The sequence below is a fragment of the Pseudomonas sp. Fl5BN2 genome (genome assembly GCF_009908205.1).
GTDB lineage: Bacteria > Pseudomonadota > Gammaproteobacteria > Pseudomonadales > Pseudomonadaceae > Aquipseudomonas.
Genome location: NZ_JAAARL010000021.1, coordinates 110,119 through 131,407 on the forward strand (window position 1 = coordinate 110,119; position 21,289 = coordinate 131,407).

At 65.6% G+C, this 21,289-nt stretch carries 17 protein-coding genes; 11 read left to right on the forward strand and 6 right to left on the reverse strand.

The window, feature by feature from the left end:
* Positions 1–286: 286 nt before the first annotated feature.
* The gene (locus GV819_RS25870; RefSeq protein WP_161758884.1) at positions 287–1,282 is read right to left on the reverse strand and encodes an alpha/beta fold hydrolase; all 996 of its coding nucleotides are present in this window, start codon (positions 1,280–1,282) and stop codon (positions 287–289) included.
* A 267-nt stretch (positions 1,283–1,549) separates the two neighbouring features.
* On the opposite strand from GV819_RS25870, the gene GV819_RS25875 reads away from it, so the two are divergent.
* The 3 genes from GV819_RS25875 to GV819_RS25885 are packed head-to-tail and all read left to right on the forward strand — an operon-like array spanning position 1,550 to position 4,883.
* Positions 1,550–3,118, forward strand: a complete 1,569-nt coding sequence (locus GV819_RS25875) for a flavin-containing monooxygenase (protein WP_161758885.1) — start codon at positions 1,550–1,552, stop codon at positions 3,116–3,118.
* On the forward strand, positions 3,105–4,004 hold the full coding sequence (locus tag GV819_RS25880) for an SDR family NAD(P)-dependent oxidoreductase (RefSeq protein WP_161758886.1): 900 nt from the start codon (positions 3,105–3,107) through the stop codon (positions 4,002–4,004). The genes GV819_RS25875 and GV819_RS25880 overlap by 14 nt, the downstream gene beginning before the upstream one ends.
* 39 nt (positions 4,005–4,043) lie before the next feature.
* Complete coding sequence (locus tag GV819_RS25885; protein ID WP_161758887.1) at positions 4,044–4,883, forward strand: metal-dependent hydrolase; 840 nt, start codon at positions 4,044–4,046, stop codon at positions 4,881–4,883.
* Positions 4,884–4,914: 31 nt separating this feature from the next.
* Here the strand turns inward: GV819_RS25885 and GV819_RS25890 are convergent, their stop codons facing one another.
* Entirely contained in the window at positions 4,915–5,748 is an 834-nt protein-coding gene (locus GV819_RS25890) for an AraC family transcriptional regulator (protein WP_161758888.1), read from the reverse strand.
* Between the two features lie 91 nt (positions 5,749–5,839).
* Here GV819_RS25890 and GV819_RS25895 point away from each other — a divergent pair, with 91 nt between their 5' ends.
* Complete coding sequence (locus GV819_RS25895) at positions 5,840–6,238, forward strand: DUF3224 domain-containing protein (RefSeq protein WP_161758889.1); 399 nt, start codon at positions 5,840–5,842, stop codon at positions 6,236–6,238.
* Between the two features lie 35 nt (positions 6,239–6,273).
* Positions 6,274–7,059 carry a type 1 glutamine amidotransferase domain-containing protein gene (locus GV819_RS25900; protein ID WP_161758890.1) on the forward strand — a complete coding sequence of 262 codons (786 nt, stop codon included), beginning with the start codon at positions 6,274–6,276 and terminating at the stop codon, positions 7,057–7,059.
* Here GV819_RS25900 and GV819_RS25905 read toward each other — a convergent pair.
* The 4 genes from GV819_RS25905 to GV819_RS25920 all read right to left on the reverse strand — a co-directional run bounded on the left by GV819_RS25905 (position 7,035) and on the right by GV819_RS25920 (position 11,376).
* Positions 7,035–8,237: an MFS transporter gene (locus tag GV819_RS25905; RefSeq protein WP_161758891.1), complete on the reverse strand. Its 1,203-nt coding sequence runs from the start codon at positions 8,235–8,237 to the stop codon at positions 7,035–7,037. The two genes, GV819_RS25900 and GV819_RS25905, sit on opposite strands and share 25 nt — an antisense overlap.
* Before the next feature lie 345 nt (positions 8,238–8,582).
* Positions 8,583–9,443, reverse strand: coding sequence for an NAD(P)-dependent oxidoreductase (locus tag GV819_RS25910; protein WP_161758892.1), 861 nt, complete (start codon positions 9,441–9,443; stop codon positions 8,583–8,585).
* Between the two features lie 148 nt (positions 9,444–9,591).
* The gene (locus tag GV819_RS25915; protein ID WP_161758893.1) at positions 9,592–10,194 is read right to left on the reverse strand and encodes a TetR/AcrR family transcriptional regulator; all 603 of its coding nucleotides are present in this window, start codon (positions 10,192–10,194) and stop codon (positions 9,592–9,594) included.
* A gap of 99 nt (positions 10,195–10,293) precedes the next feature.
* On the reverse strand, positions 10,294–11,376 hold the full coding sequence (locus GV819_RS25920; protein WP_161758894.1) for a sigma-54 interaction domain-containing protein: 1,083 nt from the start codon (positions 11,374–11,376) through the stop codon (positions 10,294–10,296).
* Between the two features lie 731 nt (positions 11,377–12,107).
* Between GV819_RS25920 and GV819_RS25925 the strand changes: the two genes are divergently transcribed.
* The 6 genes from GV819_RS25925 to GV819_RS25950 form a co-directional block, all read left to right on the forward strand.
* Positions 12,108–13,181, forward strand: coding sequence for an ABC transporter substrate-binding protein (locus tag GV819_RS25925; protein WP_161758895.1), 1,074 nt, complete (start codon positions 12,108–12,110; stop codon positions 13,179–13,181).
* Between the two features lie 22 nt (positions 13,182–13,203).
* Positions 13,204–14,427 carry a lipase family protein gene (locus tag GV819_RS25930; protein ID WP_161758896.1) on the forward strand — a complete coding sequence of 408 codons (1,224 nt, stop codon included), beginning with the start codon at positions 13,204–13,206 and terminating at the stop codon, positions 14,425–14,427.
* A gap of 15 nt (positions 14,428–14,442) precedes the next feature.
* Entirely contained in the window at positions 14,443–15,651 is a 1,209-nt protein-coding gene (locus GV819_RS25935; protein ID WP_161758897.1) for an LLM class flavin-dependent oxidoreductase, read from the forward strand.
* Positions 15,652–15,655: 4 nt separating this feature from the next.
* Entirely contained in the window at positions 15,656–17,245 is a 1,590-nt protein-coding gene (locus GV819_RS25940) for an ABC transporter substrate-binding protein (RefSeq protein ID WP_161758898.1), read from the forward strand.
* A gap of 344 nt (positions 17,246–17,589) precedes the next feature.
* A complete protein-coding gene (locus GV819_RS25945) occupies positions 17,590–20,169 on the forward strand; it encodes a TonB-dependent receptor plug domain-containing protein (RefSeq protein ID WP_161758899.1) in 2,580 nt (859 codons plus the stop codon).
* 40 nt (positions 20,170–20,209) lie between these two features.
* On the forward strand, positions 20,210–21,289 hold a 1,080-nt coding region (locus GV819_RS25950), incomplete at its 3' end, for an LLM class flavin-dependent oxidoreductase (protein ID WP_161758900.1).

Below are 21,289 nucleotides of genomic sequence, written 5' to 3' on the forward strand. Positions count from 1 at the left end.
TCCGCAGGATGGCGGTCGGCAGGGATGCTATAAAGGACAACGCGGTTGCGCTGTACAGAGCGTGAATGGATGAAAAAACAAAAGCGTGAAATGGCGTTATTTTCATTATTTTAATCGCTCAATTGCACTTTCAAAAAAAACATTCAAAACATTTTTTTAAATAAATAGCTCGGATTCGTTAGCTCGTCAACTATTTTTTCGGCTTGTTTTGAATGTCGCCCGTGAAGCATTTACCGCTGCTGCCAGAGTCGTTGGGCGCCGCGTCAACGCGCCCCCGACAACGCCCCTAGCTTGCTCGTGATGCCGCGAACGGCGGGTGCAGCACGGTGGCACTGCGCTGCGGCCTGGCTTGGGCTGCGATTCGCTGGACCATCGCCACCACCGGCTCGACCGCACTGATGGGCAGCATGTGCCCGTGCCCCGGAACAATCTCCAGTGACAGCCCCGTCACCTTGCCGAGCATCGACTCGCCATGCTTGCGGTAGTTGAGTACCGCGTCGGCCGAACCGTAGATCAAGCCCACCGGCAACGTCAGGCTGGGGTAATGCTTGACCATGTCGGGCAAGGCGCGGTTGACCAGCGCAATCTCGCTGGAGGCGTTATAGAAGTTGTCCGAGCGCATGCCCAGCAGCCCGCCCCCACGCACGGGGAAATCCTCGGGCGGCGAATCCGGAGCGAACACCGCCTTGACCAGGGACCGGCGCCCGAGCATGGCCATCGGCGCGGCCAGGGTCAGTGACAGCCAGCGCCGCAGGAAGGCCGGACGCACCCCCAGGGACAGAAACACCAGTGGCAGCGTGCGCTGGGGATGGGTCAGCGGTGCCACCAGGATCAACCCGGACACCGCATGCGGATAATCCAGCGCCAGGGACAGGGCAACCGCGCCCCCCAGGGAATGCCCAAGCACCAGTGGCTGTCCCAGGTCCAGGGTGCGAATGAAGCTAGCGATCAGGCTGGCCTGGGCTGGCAAGTCCGCGGCCGCGCCCCGCGCTCGAGTGGAGTAGCCGGAACCGGGCCGGTCGAGGGTGATCACCCGGAACTGCTCGCGCAATTGTGGTGCCAGGGAGTGCGTGAGATTGCGCCCGCAACCCGATAGCCCATGGATCATCAACAGCGCCGGGCCGCGGCCTTCGTCGGTGTAATGAATGCGTTCGCCAGCAACGTCCAGGAAGCGGCCGTTGATCGGAACCTCGCGTTCAATCCTGCGGTTGATGCGCACGCTCACTCCCCAGAGCACCGCGCTGACTATCAGGAATACCGCTGCCGCTACCAGCCAATCCATAACCCGTCCCCTCAGCTTCCCTGCGCCGTGGCCCGCGATCGGGATGATCCGGCTCTGTGGCTGTTGCCTGGGCCTGCTACTGCCTGTGACGTCTCATCCAGAGTCCGGATGAGCCCCGCAAAAAACCACAGGCGACTGGCGCAGATGACATTTTCAGGTGATTTATTTAAATTAATTTTTAAAACATTATTTTAAATTGTGCAATCCTGAGATTTCACTCACCGACGAAAGTCATCAAAAAGCGTCACCACAATCGAGGTACTCACCATGAATGCGTACTCGCCACCCAATGACCCCGAGGTCGTTGACATCGCCATCATTGGCGCCGGCTTCGCCGGGCTGTGCATGGCGATCAAACTCAAAGAAGCCGGGCTAGAAGATTTCTTTGTCGCCGAACACGCCGCGTCCCTGGGGGGTACCTGGCGCGACAATCACTACCCCGGCTGCGCCTGCGACGTGCAATCCCACGTTTATTCCTTCTCCTTCGCGCCCAATCCGAACTGGACCCGGCAGTTCGCCCCCCAGGCGGAAATCCGCGAATACCTGGAAAACTGCGCCAGGGATTTTGCCCTGGGGCCGTTTCTGCGCTTCAACATGGGCCTGGAACAGGCCGTCTTCGATGCCGTCACCGAGCGCTGGCAACTGCGCTTTGGCAATGGCCGCCAAGTCAGTGCGCGGGTCTTGGTCTCCGGCATGGGCGGCCTGTCGCGCCCGGCGATTGCCGATATACCCGGGCTCGAATCCTTCACCGGCAAGCGCTTCCACTCCCAGCAGTGGGACCACCGCTATTCGCTGCAGGGCAAACGAGTGGCGGTGATCGGCACCGGCGCCAGCGCGATCCAGTTCGTGCCAAAAATCGCCCCCCAGGTGGCCCAGCTCAAACTCTTCCAGCGCACCCCGCCGTGGATCATGCCCAAGCCCGACCGTGAACTCGGCGTGCTGGAGCGCTGGGCCTTCAAGCATCTGCCATTCACTCAGCGGCTGATGCGTTCGGCGTTGTACTGGACCCTGGAGAGCCGGGTGATCGCCTTCGCCCGCCGCCCACAGCTGATGAAAGTGGTGCAGCGCGTGGCCCTGCGGCACTTGCGCAAACAGGTGCCCGATCCGCTCCTGCGCCAGCGCCTGACCCCGGACTACACCATTGGCTGCAAACGTATCCTGATTTCCAATGACTATTACCCGGCCCTGTCCCGGGGCAACGTGGGGGTGATCAGCGAGGCGATCCAGCGCATCGACGGCGACGCGCTGATCACCGCCGACGGCCACCGGCACAGCGTGGACTGCATCATCTTCGGCACCGGCTTCCAGGCCGCCGACCCGATTCCCCGCGGCCTGCTGTTTGGCCGCCAGGGCCAGGACCTGATCGACAGCTGGTCCAGGGGCGCCCATGCCTACCTTGGCACCTGCGTGGCGGGCTTTCCGAATTTGTTCATGATCGTCGGCCCCAACACCGGCCTGGGGCACAACTCGATGATCCTGATGATCGAGGCCCAGGTGGACTACATCCTCAAGGCCCTGGAACGGATGCGCCACAGCGCAATAGCCACACTGGAGGTCAAGCCCCAGGTCGAGAGCCAGTACAACCAGCGCCTGCAACAGCGCCTGGCGACGACCATCTGGTCCACCGGCGGTTGCCGCAGCTGGTACCTGGACCCTCGCAGTGGGCAGAACACCACGCTCTGGCCCGGCTCGACCTTGAGCTTCAGGAAGGCTGTGCAGCACTTCCAGCTCGAGGACTACCTGACCACTCACCTGCCCCATCCCGGGCCTGTCGCCACACCGGCCACAGTGCGCCCAGTGAATCTGCAAGAGGCCGCCATCGATGAAAAACTTTAACGGTAAAGTCGCCGCCATTACCGGCGCCGCCTCCGGCATGGGCCGCGCTCTGGCCGTGGCCCTGGCCCGCGAAGGCTGCCACTTGGCACTCGCCGACAAGAACCCCCAGGGGTTGGCGCAGACCGCGGCCCAGGCGCGGGCCGCGACGCTGCTGCCACTGCGCATCAGCAGCCAGGAACTGGACGTCGGCGACCGTGCGGCGATGTTCGCCTGGGCCGCCGCCACTGCCGCCGAGCACGGACAGGTCAACCTGGTGTTCAACAACGCCGGGGTGGCCTTGTCGAGCACCATCGAAGGCTCGAGCCTGGCCGACCTGGAGTGGATCGTCGACGTCAATTTCTGGGGCGTGGTGCACGGTACCCAGGCCTTCCTGCCCTACCTCAAGCAGGCCGGCGAGGGGCATATCGTCAACACGTCCAGCGTCTTCGGACTGTTCGCCCAACCGGGCATGAGCGGCTACAACGCCACCAAGTTCGCCGTGCGCGGCTTCACCGAATCCCTGCGCCAGGAGCTGGACCTGCAAGGTCACGGGGTCTCCGCCACCTGCGTGCACCCGGGAGGCATCCGCACCGAGATCGCCCGTTCCAGCCGCATCTGCGACAGCGTCAAGGGGTTCTTGATCGACAACGAACAGCAAGCCCGCGACGACTTCGAGAAGCTCTTCATCACCTCCGCCGAAACCGCCGCCAAGGTGATTCTGCGGGGGGTGCGCAAGAACCAGCGGCGGGTGCTGATCGGCCGTGATGCGCACGTCCTCGACCTACTGGTGCGCCTGCTGCCCAGTGCCTACCAGGCCCTGGTGGTGTGGCTCAGCCGGCGCATGGCGCCGCGGCCGGGCAAGGTCCCGGCGCCAGTCTACGAGCCCCAGGACGAACGCAGCCGCTAAGGCCGCGCTCCCCATTTCATGTCTAGAGGAGCGACAGCCATGCTGCCCATCCGCCGCGACATCCAGGTCGAACTGCCTGCCGAACGCGCCTGCGACTGGCACGAACAAGGCAGTCACGTGAGCCATTTTTTCAACGCCCTGTCCCTGCTGTTCCCTGCCGGCGAACTGTTCTTCATGGACAGCGTGCGCCACTACCGCGAGCAGATTGACGACCCCCAGCTCAGGCGCGAGATCCAGGGTTTCATCGGCCAGGAAGCCATGCACAGCCGTGAGCACCTGCGCTACAACGACCTGTTGCAAGCGGCCGGGCTGCCGGCCCAGCTGTTGGACCGGCGGTTGCGGATGTTCCTCGACTTCCAGAAAAAACACTTCCCACCCGCCTTCAACCTGGCGATCACTGTGGCCCTGGAACACTACACGGCGATTCTTGCCGACCTGCTGCTGCGCGACCCCAGCCGCTTCGGCGACTCGGTGGCGGGTTACCGACAGATGTGGCTGTGGCACGCCCTGGAGGAAACCGAGCACAAGTCGGTGTCCTACGACGTCTTCAACAGCGTGCTCAAGCCCGGGCCCAAGCGCTACCTGATCCGCACCGGGAGCATGCTGTTCACCACCCTGACCTTCTGGCTGGTGGTGTTCGATTTTCACCTGCGCATGCTGATTGCCGACCGCCGTCGCGGCGGTCATTGGCGCGGCCTGTGGCAAGTGATCAAGTACCTCTACGGCCCCAAGGGCGTGTTCCCGCGAATCGCCCTGCCCTGGCTCCATTTCTTCAAGCCGGGCTTTCATCCCTGGGATCACGACAACCGCGAGCAATTGCGCCGCATCGATGGCCTGGTGCAGGACATCGAACGCACCCGCGCGGCAGCGGCCAAATAAGCAGCGACCATTGGCCAACGCTGGCGCCAGCTCAGTCCGGCGCCACCTGGCTGCGCACGTAGGCGGCCGGTGGCTGGCCCACCATGCGCTGGAAGTCCCTGACGAAATGCGCCTGGTCGAAGTAGCCCAGGCGCAGGGCCAGCTCGGCATCCGGCTGGGCCTCGCCGCGTTGCAACAGCGCCAGGGCCTCATGCAAGCGGTAACGGGCGATGATCCACTTTGGGCTCACCCCGACGTAATGGGCAAACAGCCGCTGCAACTGACGCGGGCTCACGCCGGCCAACTGCGCCAGGTCCTGCGCTCGGGTCAGGCGACAGTCCGTCGCGGCCCGGGCCACCAGTTCATTGAGCAGCCACACCCGCTCATCGGCGGCGGGCAGGCTGGGCATCAGCAAGGCTTCGGCCCGCTCGCACATCACCGCCATCCCCGGCCAGGCGCCAGGGTCGAGCCAGGTATCGGCGGCGGCCCAGACTTCGCCAGCAGCCACCGAGCGATCACGCAATTGCTCCATGGGGCGCCCCCAGAACGGCTGCAACGCCGCCGCACGAAACTTCACCCCGAACACCCAGCCATGGCCGGCCAGGGTCTTGCTGAAGCGTTGCCGATGCGGCCCCCAGACCCGCGCCTGGCCCCCCTCGAACACCAGGTGCGCATTGGGATGAGGCAAGGTTTCCTGGCGTTCGACCAGCGCCCCGGGCAAGGCCCAGCCGACATACCAGAAGTGCTCCACCCAGGGCGCCAGGGCGGGCGGCGGGGCCTGGCGCAAATGCTCGAAGTGCCGGGCCGGCAAGCGCTGGTTGAGCACACCCCGAGCCGGCCCGGGAGCCGCTGCTGCTGGCGGTCGTGTTTTTCCAATCCGCTGCATGATGCTTGTGCTTTCATCCTTGTCCGAAGACCTGGGCCCAACGCCCAACGGTCAGGCGCTTATTATCACCCGCTCAACACTGGAGAACAGCATGCACGCCACCGGACAATTCAACGTCGAACTGCCCAACCACCCCGTTGCCCCGGATACCGAAGCGGCGCAACTGGGACGCAAGGCGATTCACAAGACCTTCGAGGGCGACCTGCAGGGAACCAGCCTCGGCGAAATGCTCAACAGCATCGGCACGGTAGCGGGCTCGGCAGGCTATGTGGCGCTGGAAAGATTCTCAGGCAGCCTGGCCGGTCGCCGCGGCAGCTTCGTGCTGATGCACTACGGGGTCATGGACCGCGGCCAGTCGACCCTGCACATCCAGGTGCTGCCCGACTCCACCAGCGGCGAACTGCTGGGCCTCACGGGCCGGATGCAGATCCGTATCCAGGACGGCCAGCACCACTACGCGTTCGACTACAGCCTGCCCGACGCCTGCTAATCTGCTGCGCACCCTTTGTGCTGCGAGCCCGCGCCATGATCCTGATTCTGCTGCCCCACGCCGACTACGATCCCACTGAAAGCAGCCTGCCCTGGCAGGCTGCCAGGGAGGCCGGGTTCGAGGCGCAATTCGCCACGCCGCTGGGGTTTGTGGCCTACGCCGACTCGCGCCTGGTGAGCCTGGGCTTCGGCCCGCTCAATCCGCTGTTGATGACCCCGGCCGCCGACCTTGAGCGCTACCACAGCATGACCCGCGACCCGGCGTTTCTCAGCCCCCTGAACTATGCCGAAGTCGATCCGCAGGATTTCGAGGGTTTGCTGATTCCGGGCGGGCATGCCCGGGGCATGCGCAGCCTGCTGGAGTCCGAGGACGCAAGGCGCATCATCCTGGCGTTCTTCAAGGCCGATAAACCCGTGGCCGCGGTGTGTCACGGCCCCCTGGCACTGGCCCGCTGCATCGACCCCGAAAGCGGGCGTTCGGTACTCTACGGGCGCAAGGTCACCGCCCTGCTCGCCGGGCCCATGGAGCTGGCGGCCTGGATCGTCACCGCGCCGTGGCTGGGGCGCTACTACCGCACCTACGACCACAGCGTCGAGCACGAGATCAAGCAGGTACTGGCCAGCCCGGCGGACTTTCTCTCCGGCCCCTGGCTGCCCCGCCGGGACTCGGCGGCGCATCCCGAGCGCGGCTTTGTGGTGCGTGACCGCAACCTGTTGACCGCGCGCTGGCCGGGGGACTGCCACCGCTTCGCCAATGAATGGGTAACCCTCTTGCAACAGGCCCGCGAGGCCCATGCTCAGCCGGAGCAGGCCAGCCTCTGACCCGGCTTGAAGGCATGGCGGCGTGCGCCCCACACCAATATCAGGCCCGCCAGCGCCAGAGCGGCCATGGCCCAGGGAAAGGACACCGCGCCATAGCGTTGCAAGAGCAGGCCACCGACCACACCCCCGCAGGCGATTCCCAGGTTGAAGATCGTCACCAACATCGACTGGGCGACGTCCGCGCCCTCCCCGGCCACGTCCGCCACGGCGGTCTGGAGCAAGGTCGGGGCGCCGCCGAAGGTCAGGCCCCAGGCGCCAATGCCGAGCCACAGCAGCCAGGGCTGACTGGCGCCGATACCCAACAGCAGACACGCCAGGGCAAAGCCGGCGAGGCTGCACAGGGTCAGCCCGCGCAACCAGCGATCGACGCCGAGCCCGGTCAGCCAGATCCCCGCCAGAGAGGCCAGGCCGAACACCAGCAGAGCTCGATCCAGGGAAGCCGCCTGGCCCAGGGACGCCAGGAACGGCGCGATGTAGGTGTAGAGAATGTTGTGGGCCAGGATCCACACGAAGATCACCAGCAGCGCCTGGGGCAGGCCCCGGGTGAGAAAGATCCGCGCGATCGGCTGGCGCTGGTGGGCCTGCTGGCCGGGATAGTCCGGCACCGCAAGGCGCACCCAGAACCACAGCAGCAGGGCCAGCAGCGACAGCCCCCAGAAAATCTCCTGCCAATCCATCTGCGTTCCCAGCCAGGCCCCCAGGGGTACCCCCAGGCACAGGGCAATCGGCTGGCCGATCCCCACCACTGCCAGGGCCCGGCCTTGCAACTCGGGCACCACCAGACGCCGGGCATAACCGGCCAGCAGGCCCCAGACCAGCCCGGCGGCCATGCCCGCGGCGAACCGTGCGGCCAGGGTCAACAGATAGTGGGTCGACAAGGCAGTGAGGCTGTTGAACAGCAACAAGCCGCCGATGGCCAGCAACAGCAAGGGCCGGCGGCGCCAGCTGCGGGTGGCGGCGATCAACGGAATCGCCGCGGCCACCGAGCCCAGGGCATAGACACTGATCAACTGCCCGGCCAGGGCCTGACTGATGCCCAGGCCCTGGCTGATCTGCGGCAACAGCCCTGCGGGCAGTGTTTCGGTGACGATGGCGACAAAGCCGGCCAGGGTGAAGGCCAGCAACTGCCAGATCGGCAGCCGGTTGGAGGCAGCCGGGAAAGACGAAGAACCACTCATGAACAAATACTCACACAAGAAAAAAATCCCCCCCGTGTAGGAGCCGGCTTGCCGGCGAAGAGGCCCTTGAGCCCTGCATCGCCTGGGCGGACGCCTTCGCTGGCAAGCCAGCTCCTACAGCAGTCAGGTACATCGTGCAGCTCCCTGTAGGAGCCGGCTTGCCGGCGAAGAGGCCCTCGAGTCTTGCATCGCCTGGGCGGACGCCTTCGCTGGCAAGCCAGCTCCTACAGCAGTCAGGTACACCGTGCAGTTCCCTGTAGGAGCCGGCTTGCCGGCGAAGAGGCCCTTAAGCCTTGCAGCGCCTGGGCCGACGCCTTCGCTGGCAAGCCAGCTCCTACGGGGCATTCAGCCGAGGTAGGACGCGGCCATGTCCTTGTCTGCGTGCCCCCGGTCCAGGGCACGCTGAAAACGCTGGATGCCCGCCTCGGCCAGGTCCAGCCGGACTCCAACCTTGTGGGCCGCAGCCACCATCAACTCGGCATCCTTCAAGGCATTGGCCACGGTAAAGCTCGGGCTGTAGTCGCCACTGAGCATGGCCCGGGTCTTGGCCTGGAAATAACCGCTGTCCAGGGGACCGCCGCTGACCAGTTCCACCACCAGCGCCGGGTCCACCCCCAATCCCTTGGCCAGGGCCAGGCTTTCCGCCGCTCCGTGAGTCAGGGCCAGTACCCAGCTGTTGAGGGCCAGTTTCAGGCGGCTGCCCGCCCCCGGTTCTTCACCGACCCAGAGCACGCGCTTGGCGATGGCGTCGAACAGCGGCTGCAACGATGGCCGATAGGTACCGGAACCGGCCCCCAGCACCACCAGTTGCCCCTGCTCTGCCGGTTGCCGGGTGCCCAGTACCGGCACGTCATAGAAGACCAGCCCCCGGGCCTTGGCAAAACCATGCAGCTCATCGATAGCCTCCACGCCGACCGTGGCCATCTGCAGCCAGATGGCGCCGTCTTGCAGCCCCGGCGCGGCCTGTTGCATGGCCTGCAGAACGGCGGGCCCATCCTTGTTCAGGGTGATGATCACCTGCGCCCCGCGCACTGCCTCGGCGGCCTGGTCAAACACCTGGATATCCTCCGCCAACAGCGCCTGGGCCCGCTGTGGCGTGCGGTTCCAGGCGTGCACCGCAAATCCCTTGCGCCGCAGGTTGCGCGCCACCGCCGCGCCCATGATGCCGATGCCTAATACCGCGATGGTTGCTGGTTGCTTGTCCATCTGTGTTTCTCCTATGTTGATCGAATTGTGGAATGATCATTCCAATACAAGGCAAAAAAACGCCCACTCCGATAGCAACTGACTTGCCAGCGAAGGCCCCCTTGAGCCTGATAGCGCTTTGAGGGCCTCTTCGCCGGCAAGCCGGCTCCTACGGGAGGGGCTGCGCTCGGGACAGGCTGGCCAGCGCCACCTCGACCACATCCAGCAAGCGCTGGCGCCGTTCATTGGGCAGGCTGCCCTTGCCCAGCACCCGCAGCCCCTGCACGGTGCACACCACAAAACTGGCCAGGGCCCGGGGATTGTTCTGCGGATCGATCTCGCCCTGCTCCTGACCCTGGCGCAGCACCTGCTCCAGGGCGCTTTCAATGCGCTGGAAATTCTGCGCGACGATCTGCGCCACCGCCGGGTCCTGCCCGGCCATTTCCAGGGACGCATTGGCCGCCAGGCAGCCCAGGCGCCGACCATCCTCCAGCTCGTTGTCGACAATGCGCATCAGCAAACGCCGCACCCGCTCCAGCACCGGGGCCGGTGCATTCAGCAGTTCGATATTGGCGCTGGTCATCTGCTGGTAGCGCTTGAGCGCGCAGGTGTACAGGCCATGCTTGCTGTCGAACGCGTTGTACAGGCTGCTGCGGCTCAAGCCGGTGCCTTGCACCAGGTCCTGAATCGAGGTGGCCGCGTAACCGCGCTGCCAAAACACCTGCATGGCCGCATCGGCGATCTGGTCGGGGTCGAACTCCTTGGGACGCACGGCTGTTACCTTTCTGGAATGATCGTTCCAAAGACTAGAGATCAAGCCGGCAGGCGTCAACCGGCCCGGGCAAAAAAAGCGCCGGGCCGGTTCTCGGGCCTAAGAAACGGAGGTTGCCAGGGGCTTGTTCAACTCGCCGATCTTTTCCAACCGGGCCCGCACGATGTTGCGGCTGATATTGAGCAGGCGTCCGGTCTGCAGCTGGTTGCCGTGGCAATAGCGGTAGGCCTCGCGAAAGATCGTCTCTTCGATGTGCTCGTACAGGTCCGGAATGTTCTGTTCGAACAGCGCCTGCAAGGCCCGTCCCAAATCCACCGGAGCAGCCGCGGCCGGCAGTGCTGCGGCCTGGGGTGCCTGTTCCTGGCGGATGCCGGAAGAGCGCATGTCCACCAGGTGCAGGTCGCCAGGCGCCACTCGCTGCTGACGGCACACCAGCAAGGCGTGGTGAATGGCGTTTTCCAGCTCACGGATGTTGCCCGGCCAGCTGTGCTCCAGCAGCTTGCGTTCGGCCTCCTCGGTCAACGAGGCGCGGTTGTAGCCCAGGCGCTGGCAGTGTTCCTCAAGGAAGAATTCCGCCAGGGGCAGAATGTCCCCCGGGCGTTCGCGCAGTGGTGGCAGGCGGATGGTCGCCACGTGCAGGCGGTAGAACAGGTCTTCGCGAAAGTGCCCGGCCACCACCGCATCCGCGAGGTTGACGTTGGTGGCCGCCACCAGCCGCACATTGATCGGAATCGGCGTGCGCGAACCCAGGCGCACCACTTCCCGCTCCTGCAACACCCGTAGCAGCTTGACCTGCATGTTCAACGGCAGGTCGCCGATCTCGTCAAGGAACAAGGTGCCGCCGTTGGCCGCTTCGAACCAGCCGGCCTTATGGGTGGTGGCGCCGGTAAAGGCGCCTTTTTCATGGCCGAACAGTTCACTTTCCACCAGGGATTCGGCAAAGGCCCCGCAGTTCACCGCGACAAAGGGCTCACGCCCGCGGCGGCTCAAATGATGGATGTGCCGTGCCACCAGCTCCTTGCCGGTGCCGGTCTCGCCAATGATCAAGGTATTGGCCTCACTGGGGGCCAGACGCTCGATGCGACTGAGCAGTTCCTGGGAGCGCGGGTCCTTGAACACCAGAACGGTGGCCCGTACCGACTTGGTCAATTCGCGGGCGTGTGGATGAGTGATCAGCGACATGGTGCATTCCTGGCAGTAAAAGCGCGGGTTCAATAGTGCACGAAGATATTTAGACTAAATAATTATTAATTAATCTTTATATATTCCATTTGTGAATATGCCTGATCACTGCTCCTGGCCTGCTGCTGGAGCAGCAATCGGCCAGCACCCAGCTGTTCGCCGATCAGCAACAGAGGTCTGCGACGAGCCTGCCCGACTCTTGCGAAACCCTTGCCCTGCAAGGCCTGCAGCGATTTTTCCGCACCCTGGCATGCAATCTGCTCTCTCCCTGCCAACACCGGCCCCTACGCCGCAGCAACCAATACCGAGCCCTGTAGGAGCTGACTTGCCAGCGAAGGCGTCCGCAAGAGCGACGCAAGGCTCAAGGGCCTCTTCGCCGGCAAGCCGGCTCCTACAGAAACACCGCGACATCCGCCGTAGGAGCTGGCTTGCCAGCGAAGGCGTCCGCAAAGGCAACACAAGACTCAAGGGCCTCTTCGCCGGCAAGCCGGCTCCTACAGGAAACACCGCGACATCCGCCGTAGGAGCTGGCTTGCCAGCGAAGGCGTCCGCAAAGGCAACACAAGACTCAAGGGCCTCTTCGCCGGCAAGCCGGCTCCTACAGGAAACACCGCCACACCCCGTAGGAGCTGGCTTGCCAGCGAAGGCGTCCGCAAGGGCAACGCAAGGCCCAAGGGCCCAGACCGAGATTCGCTCGGGCGATGACGGCAAACATTTTTAGGGAGAGTGCAATGCAAGCTTTATGGCGCAACACCCTGGCCGCATTGGCCGCACTGCTGGTCAGTGTCACCGCCCTGGCCAATCCGGCCCCTGAGTCGGTGAAGATCGCCATCGTCGCCTTTACCCAAGGCGGCAAGCCGGTGTTCGGCGGCATCGCCGGGCGGGTCATCGAGGACGGCTGGCTGGAGCAGCAATTGAGCCAGCGCGGCATCAAGCTGCAGTGGATCGCCCTGCCCCATGCCGGCGCCGGGCCGCAGATCAACGAAGGCTTCAGCAACAACAGCATCGACTTCGCCGTGCGCGGCGACCTGCCCTCGGTAATCGCCGGTGCCGGCGGCGTACCCGGCAAGCTGATCGTGCCCGGCGGCAGCGGCAACAATATCTATCTGGTGGTGCCGACGAACTCCACGGCCAAGAGCATCGAGGACCTCAAGGGCCAGCGCCTGGCCCTGCATCGCGGCCGGCCCTGGGAGTTTGCCTTCAGCAACTTCCTGGCCAGCAAGGGCCTGAAGCTCGACGACTTCAAGATCGCCAACCTCAACCCCCAGGTCGGCGCAGCCGCGGTGTCCGCCGGCAAGGTCGACGCTGCGGTGCTGCTCAGCGAGGCCTATGCCCTGGAAGACAAGCGCGTGGGCAAGATCATCTGGTCCACCAAGCAAGGGGCCAATGACTGGCGGCTGATCTCCGACCTGTGGGGCACCGACAGTTTCATCGAGCAGCACCCGGAGGTGACCCAACTGCTGGCCACTGCCTGGGTCAAGGCCGCCTGGTGGATTTCCCAGGAACAGAACCAGGACGCCTATTACCAGCTGTCCTCCCGCGCTGGTACCGCCGAGAGCGTGCTGCGCCGCGACGACCAGGGCGATCCGGTGGCCTGGAAAGAGCGCTGGGCGCCGAAAAGCGACCAGCAGCTCAAGGCCCACTACCAGGCACTGAGCGACTACGCCCTGGCCAACCAACTGATCCGCACGCCCTACGACATCGCCCCGGCCCTGGCCACCGGTTTCACCAACCAGGCCCTGATCGACCTGCACCTGAGCGATTACTGGCCCGCCCTGCGCGGCCAGGTCGCCACCCATCCTTGAACCCTGAACGCGAGTCTGATTGATGAAACTGTCCGCAAAATTCACCTTTGGCCTGAGTGTCCTGGCGGTCTCGCTGACAGCCATGGCCGGCCCGACCTACGCCCCCAAACCCGATCCGCAGCAGGGCGACGGCCGGGTCTCGGCCTTCTACACCTGGCAGGACGCGATTCCCGCCACCCCGGGCAAGCTGCTGCGCAGCGAGCCCCTGGAAGCCACCCTGAGCCTGCCCAACGCCGCCAGCGCGCAACGGATTCTCTATACCTCCACCGATGGCATCGACGGCAAGACCCCGGTGGTGGTCTCCGGCACCCTGTTCCTGCCCAAGGGCAAGGCCCCTACCGGCGGCTGGCCGGTGGCTTCCTGGGGCCACGGCACGGTGGGCGTGGCGGATGTCTGCGCGCCGTCCTGGCAGGGCCGCTCCTACCGTGACGTGCAGTACCTGAGCCGCTGGCTGGATGAAGGTTTCGCCATTGTCGCCACCGACTACCAGGGCCTGGGCGTGCCCGGCGGCCATCCGCTGCTGAACAACCGCATGGCCGCCTACGGCATTCTCGACGCCGCCAAAGCCGTGGTCGCCGGGGTGCCCGAGCTGGCCAACAAGGTGCTGATCGTCGGCCAGTCCCAGGGCGGTGCCGGGGCCTTCGCCTCGGCCGCCTATGCCGCCACCTACGCCCCGGAGCTGGGGGTCAAGGGCAGCATTGGCACCGGGGTGATCTACACCATCGGCGCGAAGAACGTCGGCGAGCAGGACCCGAACAAGGTCGACGCCTCCCTGGCCTACGGTTTCTACACCCTGCTGGCCGCCCAGCAGTACGACCCCAGCATCAACCCCAAGGACTTCTACACCGACAAGGCCCTGCCGCTGTTCGAACAGGCCCGCACCAGCTGCCTGGCATCCCTGGTCAGCGACGTGGTGGGAGTCGGGCTGACCCCGGCCAACGCCAAGAAGGACTACCAGGGCAATCAACTGGCGGCCTGGCAGCAGCAGGTGTCCTACCCGACCCTGAAGACCGCGCAGCCGGTGTTCATCGGCACCGGCGCCGAGGACAAGACCCCGGCCGCCACCACCCAGGTGGCCCTGATGCAGGACGCCTGCAAGGCCGGCTCGGTGGTCGAGGGCCACCTGTACAAGGGCCTGGGCCACAGCGAAACGGTGAATGCCTCCCTCAAGGACTCGGTGCCCTTCGCCCACAAGGTGATCAACGATCAGCCCATCACCCCCGTCTGCAACCCCAGCGTGCAATAACCCGGAGCCCCATCCATGAGCATTGAATTCTTCACCCGCCTGCCGTTGCACGGCGAGACCCAGTTTCTTCCCGGCGACCCACGCAACCGCGGCGACTGGCACCGTGGCGGCCCCAGCACCGGCGCCGTCTCAGGCTTCAGCGTCGGCGACCACTTCACCTACATCGACTACCTCGGGCAGATTGCCAAGGCCGCGGAAATCAACGGTTTCGGCGGCGCGCTGATGGTCAACGCACCGTCCGGCGAAGAGCCCTGGACCGTCTGCTCGCTGCTGGCCCGGGAAACCCGCAGCCTGAAGTTCGTCACCGCTTTCCAGCCCTACCACTACACGCCCTGGGTCGCGGTACAGCAGGCCGCCACCTACCAGCGCGCCACCGGCAACCGCCTGGTGTGGAACATCATCAATGGCGGCTCGGACGCGATTCAGCGCCAGGTCGGCGACTTCAGCGACCACGATGAGCGCTATGCCCGTGCCAGCGAGTTCATGGACCTGGTCAAGGGCTACTGGCACAACGAGAACTTTCACTACCAGGGGCGCTTCTACCGCGCCGAAGGCGGTGGCCTGCGCGGGCCCTTGAAGAAGGCCGAACTGCCGCTGATCTGCACCGCCGGCTCGTCGATTGCGGCCCGGGAGTTCGCCGCCAAGCATGCCGACTTCTACCTGATGCGCGCCGAACACCCGGACGAGATCGCCGCGCTGATCGCCGACATCCGTGAGCGGGCCTTGCAGTACGGGCGCAGCGACATCCGCTTCGGCCTGTCGATCGACGTCATCACCCGGGAGACCGAAGAGCTGGCGCGCACCGAGGCCAAGCGCTTCTTCGACGAAGGCATCGCCAAGGGCGCGGTCAAGGCCGTGGCCGCCCATGCCGGGCTGCGCACCGCGCGCAAGCTCAGCTACGAGAACGGCTTCGCGCAGAAGAACGAGACCCAGAGCTTCGACGACTTCTTCATCCACCCCAATGTCTGGACCGGCTTCGGCTACATCGGCATTCCCCCGGGCTGCGCCCTGGTGGGCAGCTACGAAAACGTCGTGGCGCGCATCCGCGAGTACCACGCCATCGGCATCGATCTGTTCTTCCTCGCCGGCTACCCGCACCTGGAGGAGGCCTACCGCCTGGGCGAGCACATCCTGCCGCACTTTCGCGGCGAACGCGCCGCCTTGAGCCGCCAACCGCAAGCGCCGCTGGAGCTGCGCAGCGCCAACGGCCCGGCCGGAGCCTGATGCCATGAGCCAGGACCCCTCCGGTTTCAGCCGTCGCAGCTTTTTGAGTCACAGTGCCTTGTTCGGTGGCGGCCTGCTGCTGGGCAGCGGCCTGCTGGCCGGCTGCGGTGCCGAAAGCTCCAGCGGCACAGGCAGCGTGGCCGCCGCCAGCAACTCGCCGCGCTACGGCGGTCGCCTGCGCCTGGGCATCCTCGATGGCAACCAGAGCGGCAACCTGGACGCCCACAAACCCATCGGCAGCGGCATCGTCCGCGGCTTTGCGCTGTACAGCAAACTCTGGGAATGGGACGAACAGATGCAACCGCGCCTGGCCCTGGCGGAGTTCGCCGAACCCAATGCCGATGCCAGCAGCTGGACCCTGCGCCTGCGCCAGGGCCTGGAATTCCACCACGGCAAGAGCATTGATGCCGATGACCTGATCTTCTCCATCCGCCGCCTCACCGACCCGCAGCTGGCCTCGCCCTATGCGGCGCTGCTGCACTGGGTCGACCGCGACAACCTGGTGAAGCTCGACGAACGCACCGTGCGCCTGAGCTTTCGCCAGGGCCGCAGCTACATGCCCCTGGCGGAAACCTGGGTCAACTTCGGTGGCATCGTCCCTGTGGACTACCACCCGGTGACCAACCCGGTGGGCGCCGGCCCCTACAAGCTGAAAAGCTTCACCCCGGGCCAGCGCTCGCTGTTCACCCGCTTCGACAACTACTACAAGGACGGCCAGCCCTACGCCGACGAACTGGAGATCATCGACTTCAAGGACCAGGTGGCGCGCCTGGCCGCCCTGCGCTCCGGGCAGATCGACATGGCCAACGTAATGCCCACCGAACAGCTGCAGGTGCTGCAACGGGACCCACGGGTACGGCTGTTGAAATCGGTGACCGGCAACTGGCTGTCCTTCGACATGAACCTGGACAAGCCACCCTTCAACGACCCAAGGGTGCGTGAGGCATTCCGCCTGCTGGCCGACCGCGAGGAACTGGTACGCCGCGCCCTCAATGGCCAGGGCCGGGTGGCCAACGACCTCTACGCCCCCAGCGACCCGACCTTCAACCACAGCCTGGGCCCGCGCCCCCACGACCCACAGCGCGCGGCGCAACTGCTCAAGGACGCCGGGCAAGAGAACCTGGAGCTGGAACTGGTGACCACCCCCGGGCCGGGCCTGACCTCGGCCCTGGTGCTGGCGGAACAGGCCAAGCGCATTGGCGTGACCCTCAAGGTTCGCCAGGTGGACCTGGCGACCTTCCAGGGCCCGCAGCGCGACGACTGGACCCTGAGCACCGGCGGCAGCATCGGTGCGCCGTTCCTGGCCAGCGCCATCCACACCGACGCGCCGTTTGCCGTGTCCAACAAGACCCACTTCAACGACCCGCAGTTCGCCGAAGTGTTTCTTGCCGCCATGGCCCAGCCCGACCTGCAACGGCGCACGGCCCTGGTGCACCAGGCGCAGCAGATCCAGTACGAGCGTGGCGGCCTGCTGATCTGGGGCTATGCCGACCTGCTGGACAGCGTCTCCACCCGCGTCGGCGGTGCCCACGAAGAACAATCGCTGTTCAGCACCTGGCGTTTCGAAAGGTTGTGGCTCAACCCCAACGCCTGACCCCGTAGGAGCTGGCTTGCCAGCGAAAGCGCCCGCAAGAGCACCGCCAACCTCAAGGCCCTCTTCGCCGGCAAGCCGGCTCCTACAAGGAACCACCGGAATCGCCACACAACCCGTAGGAGCTGGCTTGCCAGCGAAGGCGCCCGCAAGAGCACCGCCAACCTCAAGGCCCTCTTCGCCGGCAAGCCGGCTCCTACAAGGAACCACCGCACCACCACACAACCCGTAGGAGCTGGCTTGCCAGCGAAGGCGTCCGCAAGAGCACCGCGAGCCTCAAGGTCCTCTTCGCCGGCAAGCCGGCGCCTACAGAACATTCATACGATTCAATATGAGGCTCATGTGCCATGCCCTCCAACGCCTTCGCTCGCCCCGCATTCGGCCCGGCTCTGGCCGTAGTGATGCTTTCACCCCTGGCATCGCCGCTGTGCGCCGCCGATACCCAGCTGCAAACCGTCACCGTCCAGGCCAGCAGCCAGCCCGACGACGATGCCCTGCCCACCCGGCCAGCGACCTCGGTGTATGGCGGCACCGAGACCAAAATCATCGACACCCCGCGCTCGGTGACCCAGATCAACGCCGAACAACTGGCCAACGACCCGATCCGCAGCGCCGACGACCTGGTCAAGTACGCCCCGGGCATCACCCGCGGTGGCGGGCAGAACGCCGGTATCGCCCCGCAGTTCCGCGCCCAGGGCTCGGAGGTATTCCAGGACGGCCAGCGCGCCTACGGCGTGCGCCATCCGGCCAACTTCAACGCCTACGAGGGGGCGGACATCGTCGCCGGCCCCTCCTCGGTGACCTACGGTTCGGTGTCCGGCAGCGGTGGCTACGTCAACTACCTGAGCAAGAAGCCCAACTTCAGCGCATTCAAGACCCGCCTCAGCGGCGAGCTCGGCGCCTGGGTGCCGGACGGCCAGTCCCGGGATTCGCGCAAGTTCAGCATCGACAACACCGGCCCCCTGAGCGATCAGCTGGCCTACCGGGTGAGCATCAGCAAACAGCGCCAGCAGGACTACTACGACAACGTCGACAACAATTTCGACGCCTTCTACGGCGCCCTGGCCTGGCGCAACGACAACCTGCGGGTGGACTGGAACGCCAGCTACGACAACTACTACGACTACAACATCACCCATGGCTGGAACCGCGCCACCCAGCAACTGGTGGACAGCGGCAAGTACTACGCCGGGCGCGCCACGCCGATCATCCAGAATGGCAACAGCCTGTGGTCGCCGGTGCTGGCCTCGGGCGCGGCCAATGCCCCGACCTTGGGCTGGGTGCAGCGCCAGCGCAACGCCCAGGGTCAGTACAGCGTGGTCGATGGCAGCTTCCAGGCGGCCTCGCCCAACACCCAGGCCAGCCCCGGCACTCTGCGTGGCTGGGTGTATGACCCGAGCCTGGCGGGCAACGGCCTGAGTTCCCTGTCGCCCCAGGCCGGCCAGCGCCGCGAGGACCAGAACAGCTCGCGGCGCTTCACCACCCAGTTGCGGGTCGAAGCCGATCTGTCACCGACCATCACCCTGGCCAACAGCACCTTCTACCAGCGCTCCAGGGACCTGACCGACGCCGTCGGCGCCTTCCAGGTGCAGTCCAGGGACAACCTGCTGGATAACCGTTTCGAGTTCCGTTCAGGCAATGAAACCCGGCTCGGCAACCTGACCCTGCGGGACGACAGCAACAGCGGGCTGATCTACCGCCGCGAGTTCAACCAGTCGATCGCTGCCAACAACCACTTCGGCTCCACCATCAACGCCTACGACCTGACCCAGGACCCTTCCGGCAAGAACCCCGGCGACCTGCTGGGGCTCACCGGCAGCAACCCCGCCGGCGGCAACGGCGCCTGGATCGGCCAGCCCGGGGTGCCCCAGTACTCCAACTATTACGGCTGGCTCAACCTGGGGGCCATGTACCCCGCCGGCCACGGCCTGTACGCCGAATCCCTGGCGCCCTACACCGCCGAAAGCACCTGGACCACCAAGACCCTGTTCAGCCAGCACAACCTGCGCCTGGGCGACCGGGTGGGCCTGAACATCGGCGCCAGCCGCAGCTGGATCGACGCCGAGATCGACAACCCCTTCGTCCTCAAAGGTGGCAACGACCAGCGCGACAGCCACAACTACCGGCTGTTCGCCTTCCAGGTCAGCCCCTACGTCAAACCCACCGAAAACAGCACCCTGTACTACACCTTCGACCGCTCCCTGGCGGTCAACACCGGGTTCTTCTCCAACGGCCTGGGCTGGGGCAGCGGCAGTGGCGCCAACCAGCTCAACCCCCTGGCCTTCCAGAGCCTCAGCGTGCTGCATGAACTGGGGCTGAAGGTCGAAGCCGTGCCCGACCAGCTGTTCATGACCCTGGCCACCTTCAAGCAGGCCCGGGACCAGTCCCCGGACAGCAACAACAACATCGCCCGGCTGATCATCAAGGGCACCGAGGCCACCCTGCGCTACCAGCCAGACCTGCACCTGCGCAGCGGCCTGAACCTGTCCAGACTCAGCGCCTACAACGAATTCACCTCCCAGGCCGGCTTCGCTTCCGCCGGGTTCATCGCCGACAACGGTACGGTTTTCGGTGACAACAACAGCCTCAACCGGCGCCCGTCCGGACGCTTCGACGCGGTGCAGATCCCCGAATACACCGCCAGCGGCTACCTCGACTACCGCTTCGACTCGGGCTTTGGCGCCGAACTCTCCGGCTGGTGGACCAGCAGCTGGTACCTGAACCTGAGCAAGACGGTGAAGATCCCCGACGAATACAACCTCGACCTGGCCCTCTACTACCGCCAGCCCCAGTGGAGCAGCACCTTGCGCGTGCTCAACCTGACCAACGAGCTGAACTTCGTCAGCGGCCTGGCCGGCTCCACCAACACCTTCCTGCAGCCGATGCCCGGACGCACCGTGCTGGCCCAGGTGGATTACCGCTTCTAACCCCCTCTTTCCACACGCGCCCCCCCAGGAAACGCCCCCTATGAGCATCGAATTCGTCGGCATGATCTTCCCCCGCCAATGGTCCGAAACCCGCGGCATCCGCAGCCCGGACTTCGACCTGGCATTCATCCGCGAGCACGCCCGCGCCCATGAACACGCCGGCTTCGACCGGGTACTGATCGCCAGCGGCCCGGGCAGCGCCGACAGCCTGCAGATCGCCACCTATGCCGCGGCCCACACCGAGCGCCTGGGCTTCATGATCGCCCACCGCCCGGCCCTCAGCGCCCCCACCGTGGCCGCCCGGGCCTTTGCCACCCTGGACCACACCACCGGTGGCGGGCGCATCCGCCTGCATGCCATTACCGGCATCACCGCCGAGCCCCAGGAAGGCGACACCCTGCTGGACAAGACCGAACGCTACAAGCGCACCGACGAATACCTGGAGATCGTCCGGCGCACCTGGACTGCCGAGGAACCCTTCGACTTCGAAGGCCGCTACTTCAACATCAAGGGCGCCTTCTCCCCGGTAAAACCCCTGCAACAACCGCACATTCCGATTTCCTTCGGCGGCTCCTCCGACATCGCCTACCAGATCGCGGTCAAGCACGCCGACCTCTATGCCCTGTGGGGCGAACCCCTGGACGGGGTTGCCGAACAGATCGGCAAACTGAAGGCTGCCGCCAGCGCCGCCGGAGTGAGCGCGCCCAGGGTCAGCCTCTCGGTGCGGCTGATCCTGGGGGCTACCGAAGAGTTGGCCTGGCAACGGGCCGAACAGATCCTCGCGCAGATCCAGGCCAACCCGCAGTTCGCCGCTGGCAGCCCCTGGCAGAAGCGCCTCAAGGGCACCGGTTCCGAACGCCTGCTGGCGGCGGCGGCCCGCGGCGACCGCCACGACCGCGCCCTGTGGATGCCCACCGCCACGGCCGTGGGCGCCTACGGAGACACCACCGCCCTGGTCGGCACCCCCGAGACCGTGGCCCAGGCCCTGCTGGACTATGTCGACCTTGGCGTCAGCACCTTCCTCAACCGGGGTTACGACCCGTATTACGACACCGTCGACTATGGCCGCTGGATCATCCCTGCCGTCCGCGCGGCCGCCGCCCGCCGCTCCCCCGCGCCC

What these genes read in the sequence shown, in the direction of transcription:
- GV819_RS25920 (WP_161758894.1), bottom strand. Translation starts at nt 11,376, where the DNA reads ATGTCGCTGATCACTCATCCACACGCCCGCGAATTGACCAAGTCGGTA.
- GV819_RS25910 (WP_161758892.1), bottom strand. Translation starts at nt 9,443, where the DNA reads ATGGACAAGCAACCAGCAACCATCGCGGTATTAGGCATCGGCATCATG.
- GV819_RS25900 (WP_161758890.1), top strand. Translation starts at nt 6,274, where the DNA reads ATGATCCTGATTCTGCTGCCCCACGCCGACTACGATCCCACTGAAAGC.
- GV819_RS25870 (WP_161758884.1), bottom strand. Translation starts at nt 1,282, where the DNA reads ATGGATTGGCTGGTAGCGGCAGCGGTATTCCTGATAGTCAGCGCGGTG.
- GV819_RS25890 (WP_161758888.1), bottom strand. Translation starts at nt 5,748, where the DNA reads ATGCAGCGGATTGGAAAAACACGACCGCCAGCAGCAGCGGCTCCCGGG.
- GV819_RS25945 (WP_161758899.1), top strand. Translation starts at nt 17,590, where the DNA reads ATGCCCTCCAACGCCTTCGCTCGCCCCGCATTCGGCCCGGCTCTGGCC.
- GV819_RS25875 (WP_161758885.1), top strand. Translation starts at nt 1,550, where the DNA reads ATGAATGCGTACTCGCCACCCAATGACCCCGAGGTCGTTGACATCGCC.
- GV819_RS25940 (WP_161758898.1), top strand. Translation starts at nt 15,656, where the DNA reads ATGAGCCAGGACCCCTCCGGTTTCAGCCGTCGCAGCTTTTTGAGTCAC.
- GV819_RS25880 (WP_161758886.1), top strand. Translation starts at nt 3,105, where the DNA reads ATGAAAAACTTTAACGGTAAAGTCGCCGCCATTACCGGCGCCGCCTCC.
- GV819_RS25905 (WP_161758891.1), bottom strand. Translation starts at nt 8,237, where the DNA reads ATGAGTGGTTCTTCGTCTTTCCCGGCTGCCTCCAACCGGCTGCCGATC.
- GV819_RS25895 (WP_161758889.1), top strand. Translation starts at nt 5,840, where the DNA reads ATGCACGCCACCGGACAATTCAACGTCGAACTGCCCAACCACCCCGTT.
- GV819_RS25885 (WP_161758887.1), top strand. Translation starts at nt 4,044, where the DNA reads ATGCTGCCCATCCGCCGCGACATCCAGGTCGAACTGCCTGCCGAACGC.
- GV819_RS25930 (WP_161758896.1), top strand. Translation starts at nt 13,204, where the DNA reads ATGAAACTGTCCGCAAAATTCACCTTTGGCCTGAGTGTCCTGGCGGTC.
- GV819_RS25935 (WP_161758897.1), top strand. Translation starts at nt 14,443, where the DNA reads ATGAGCATTGAATTCTTCACCCGCCTGCCGTTGCACGGCGAGACCCAG.
- GV819_RS25925 (WP_161758895.1), top strand. Translation starts at nt 12,108, where the DNA reads ATGCAAGCTTTATGGCGCAACACCCTGGCCGCATTGGCCGCACTGCTG.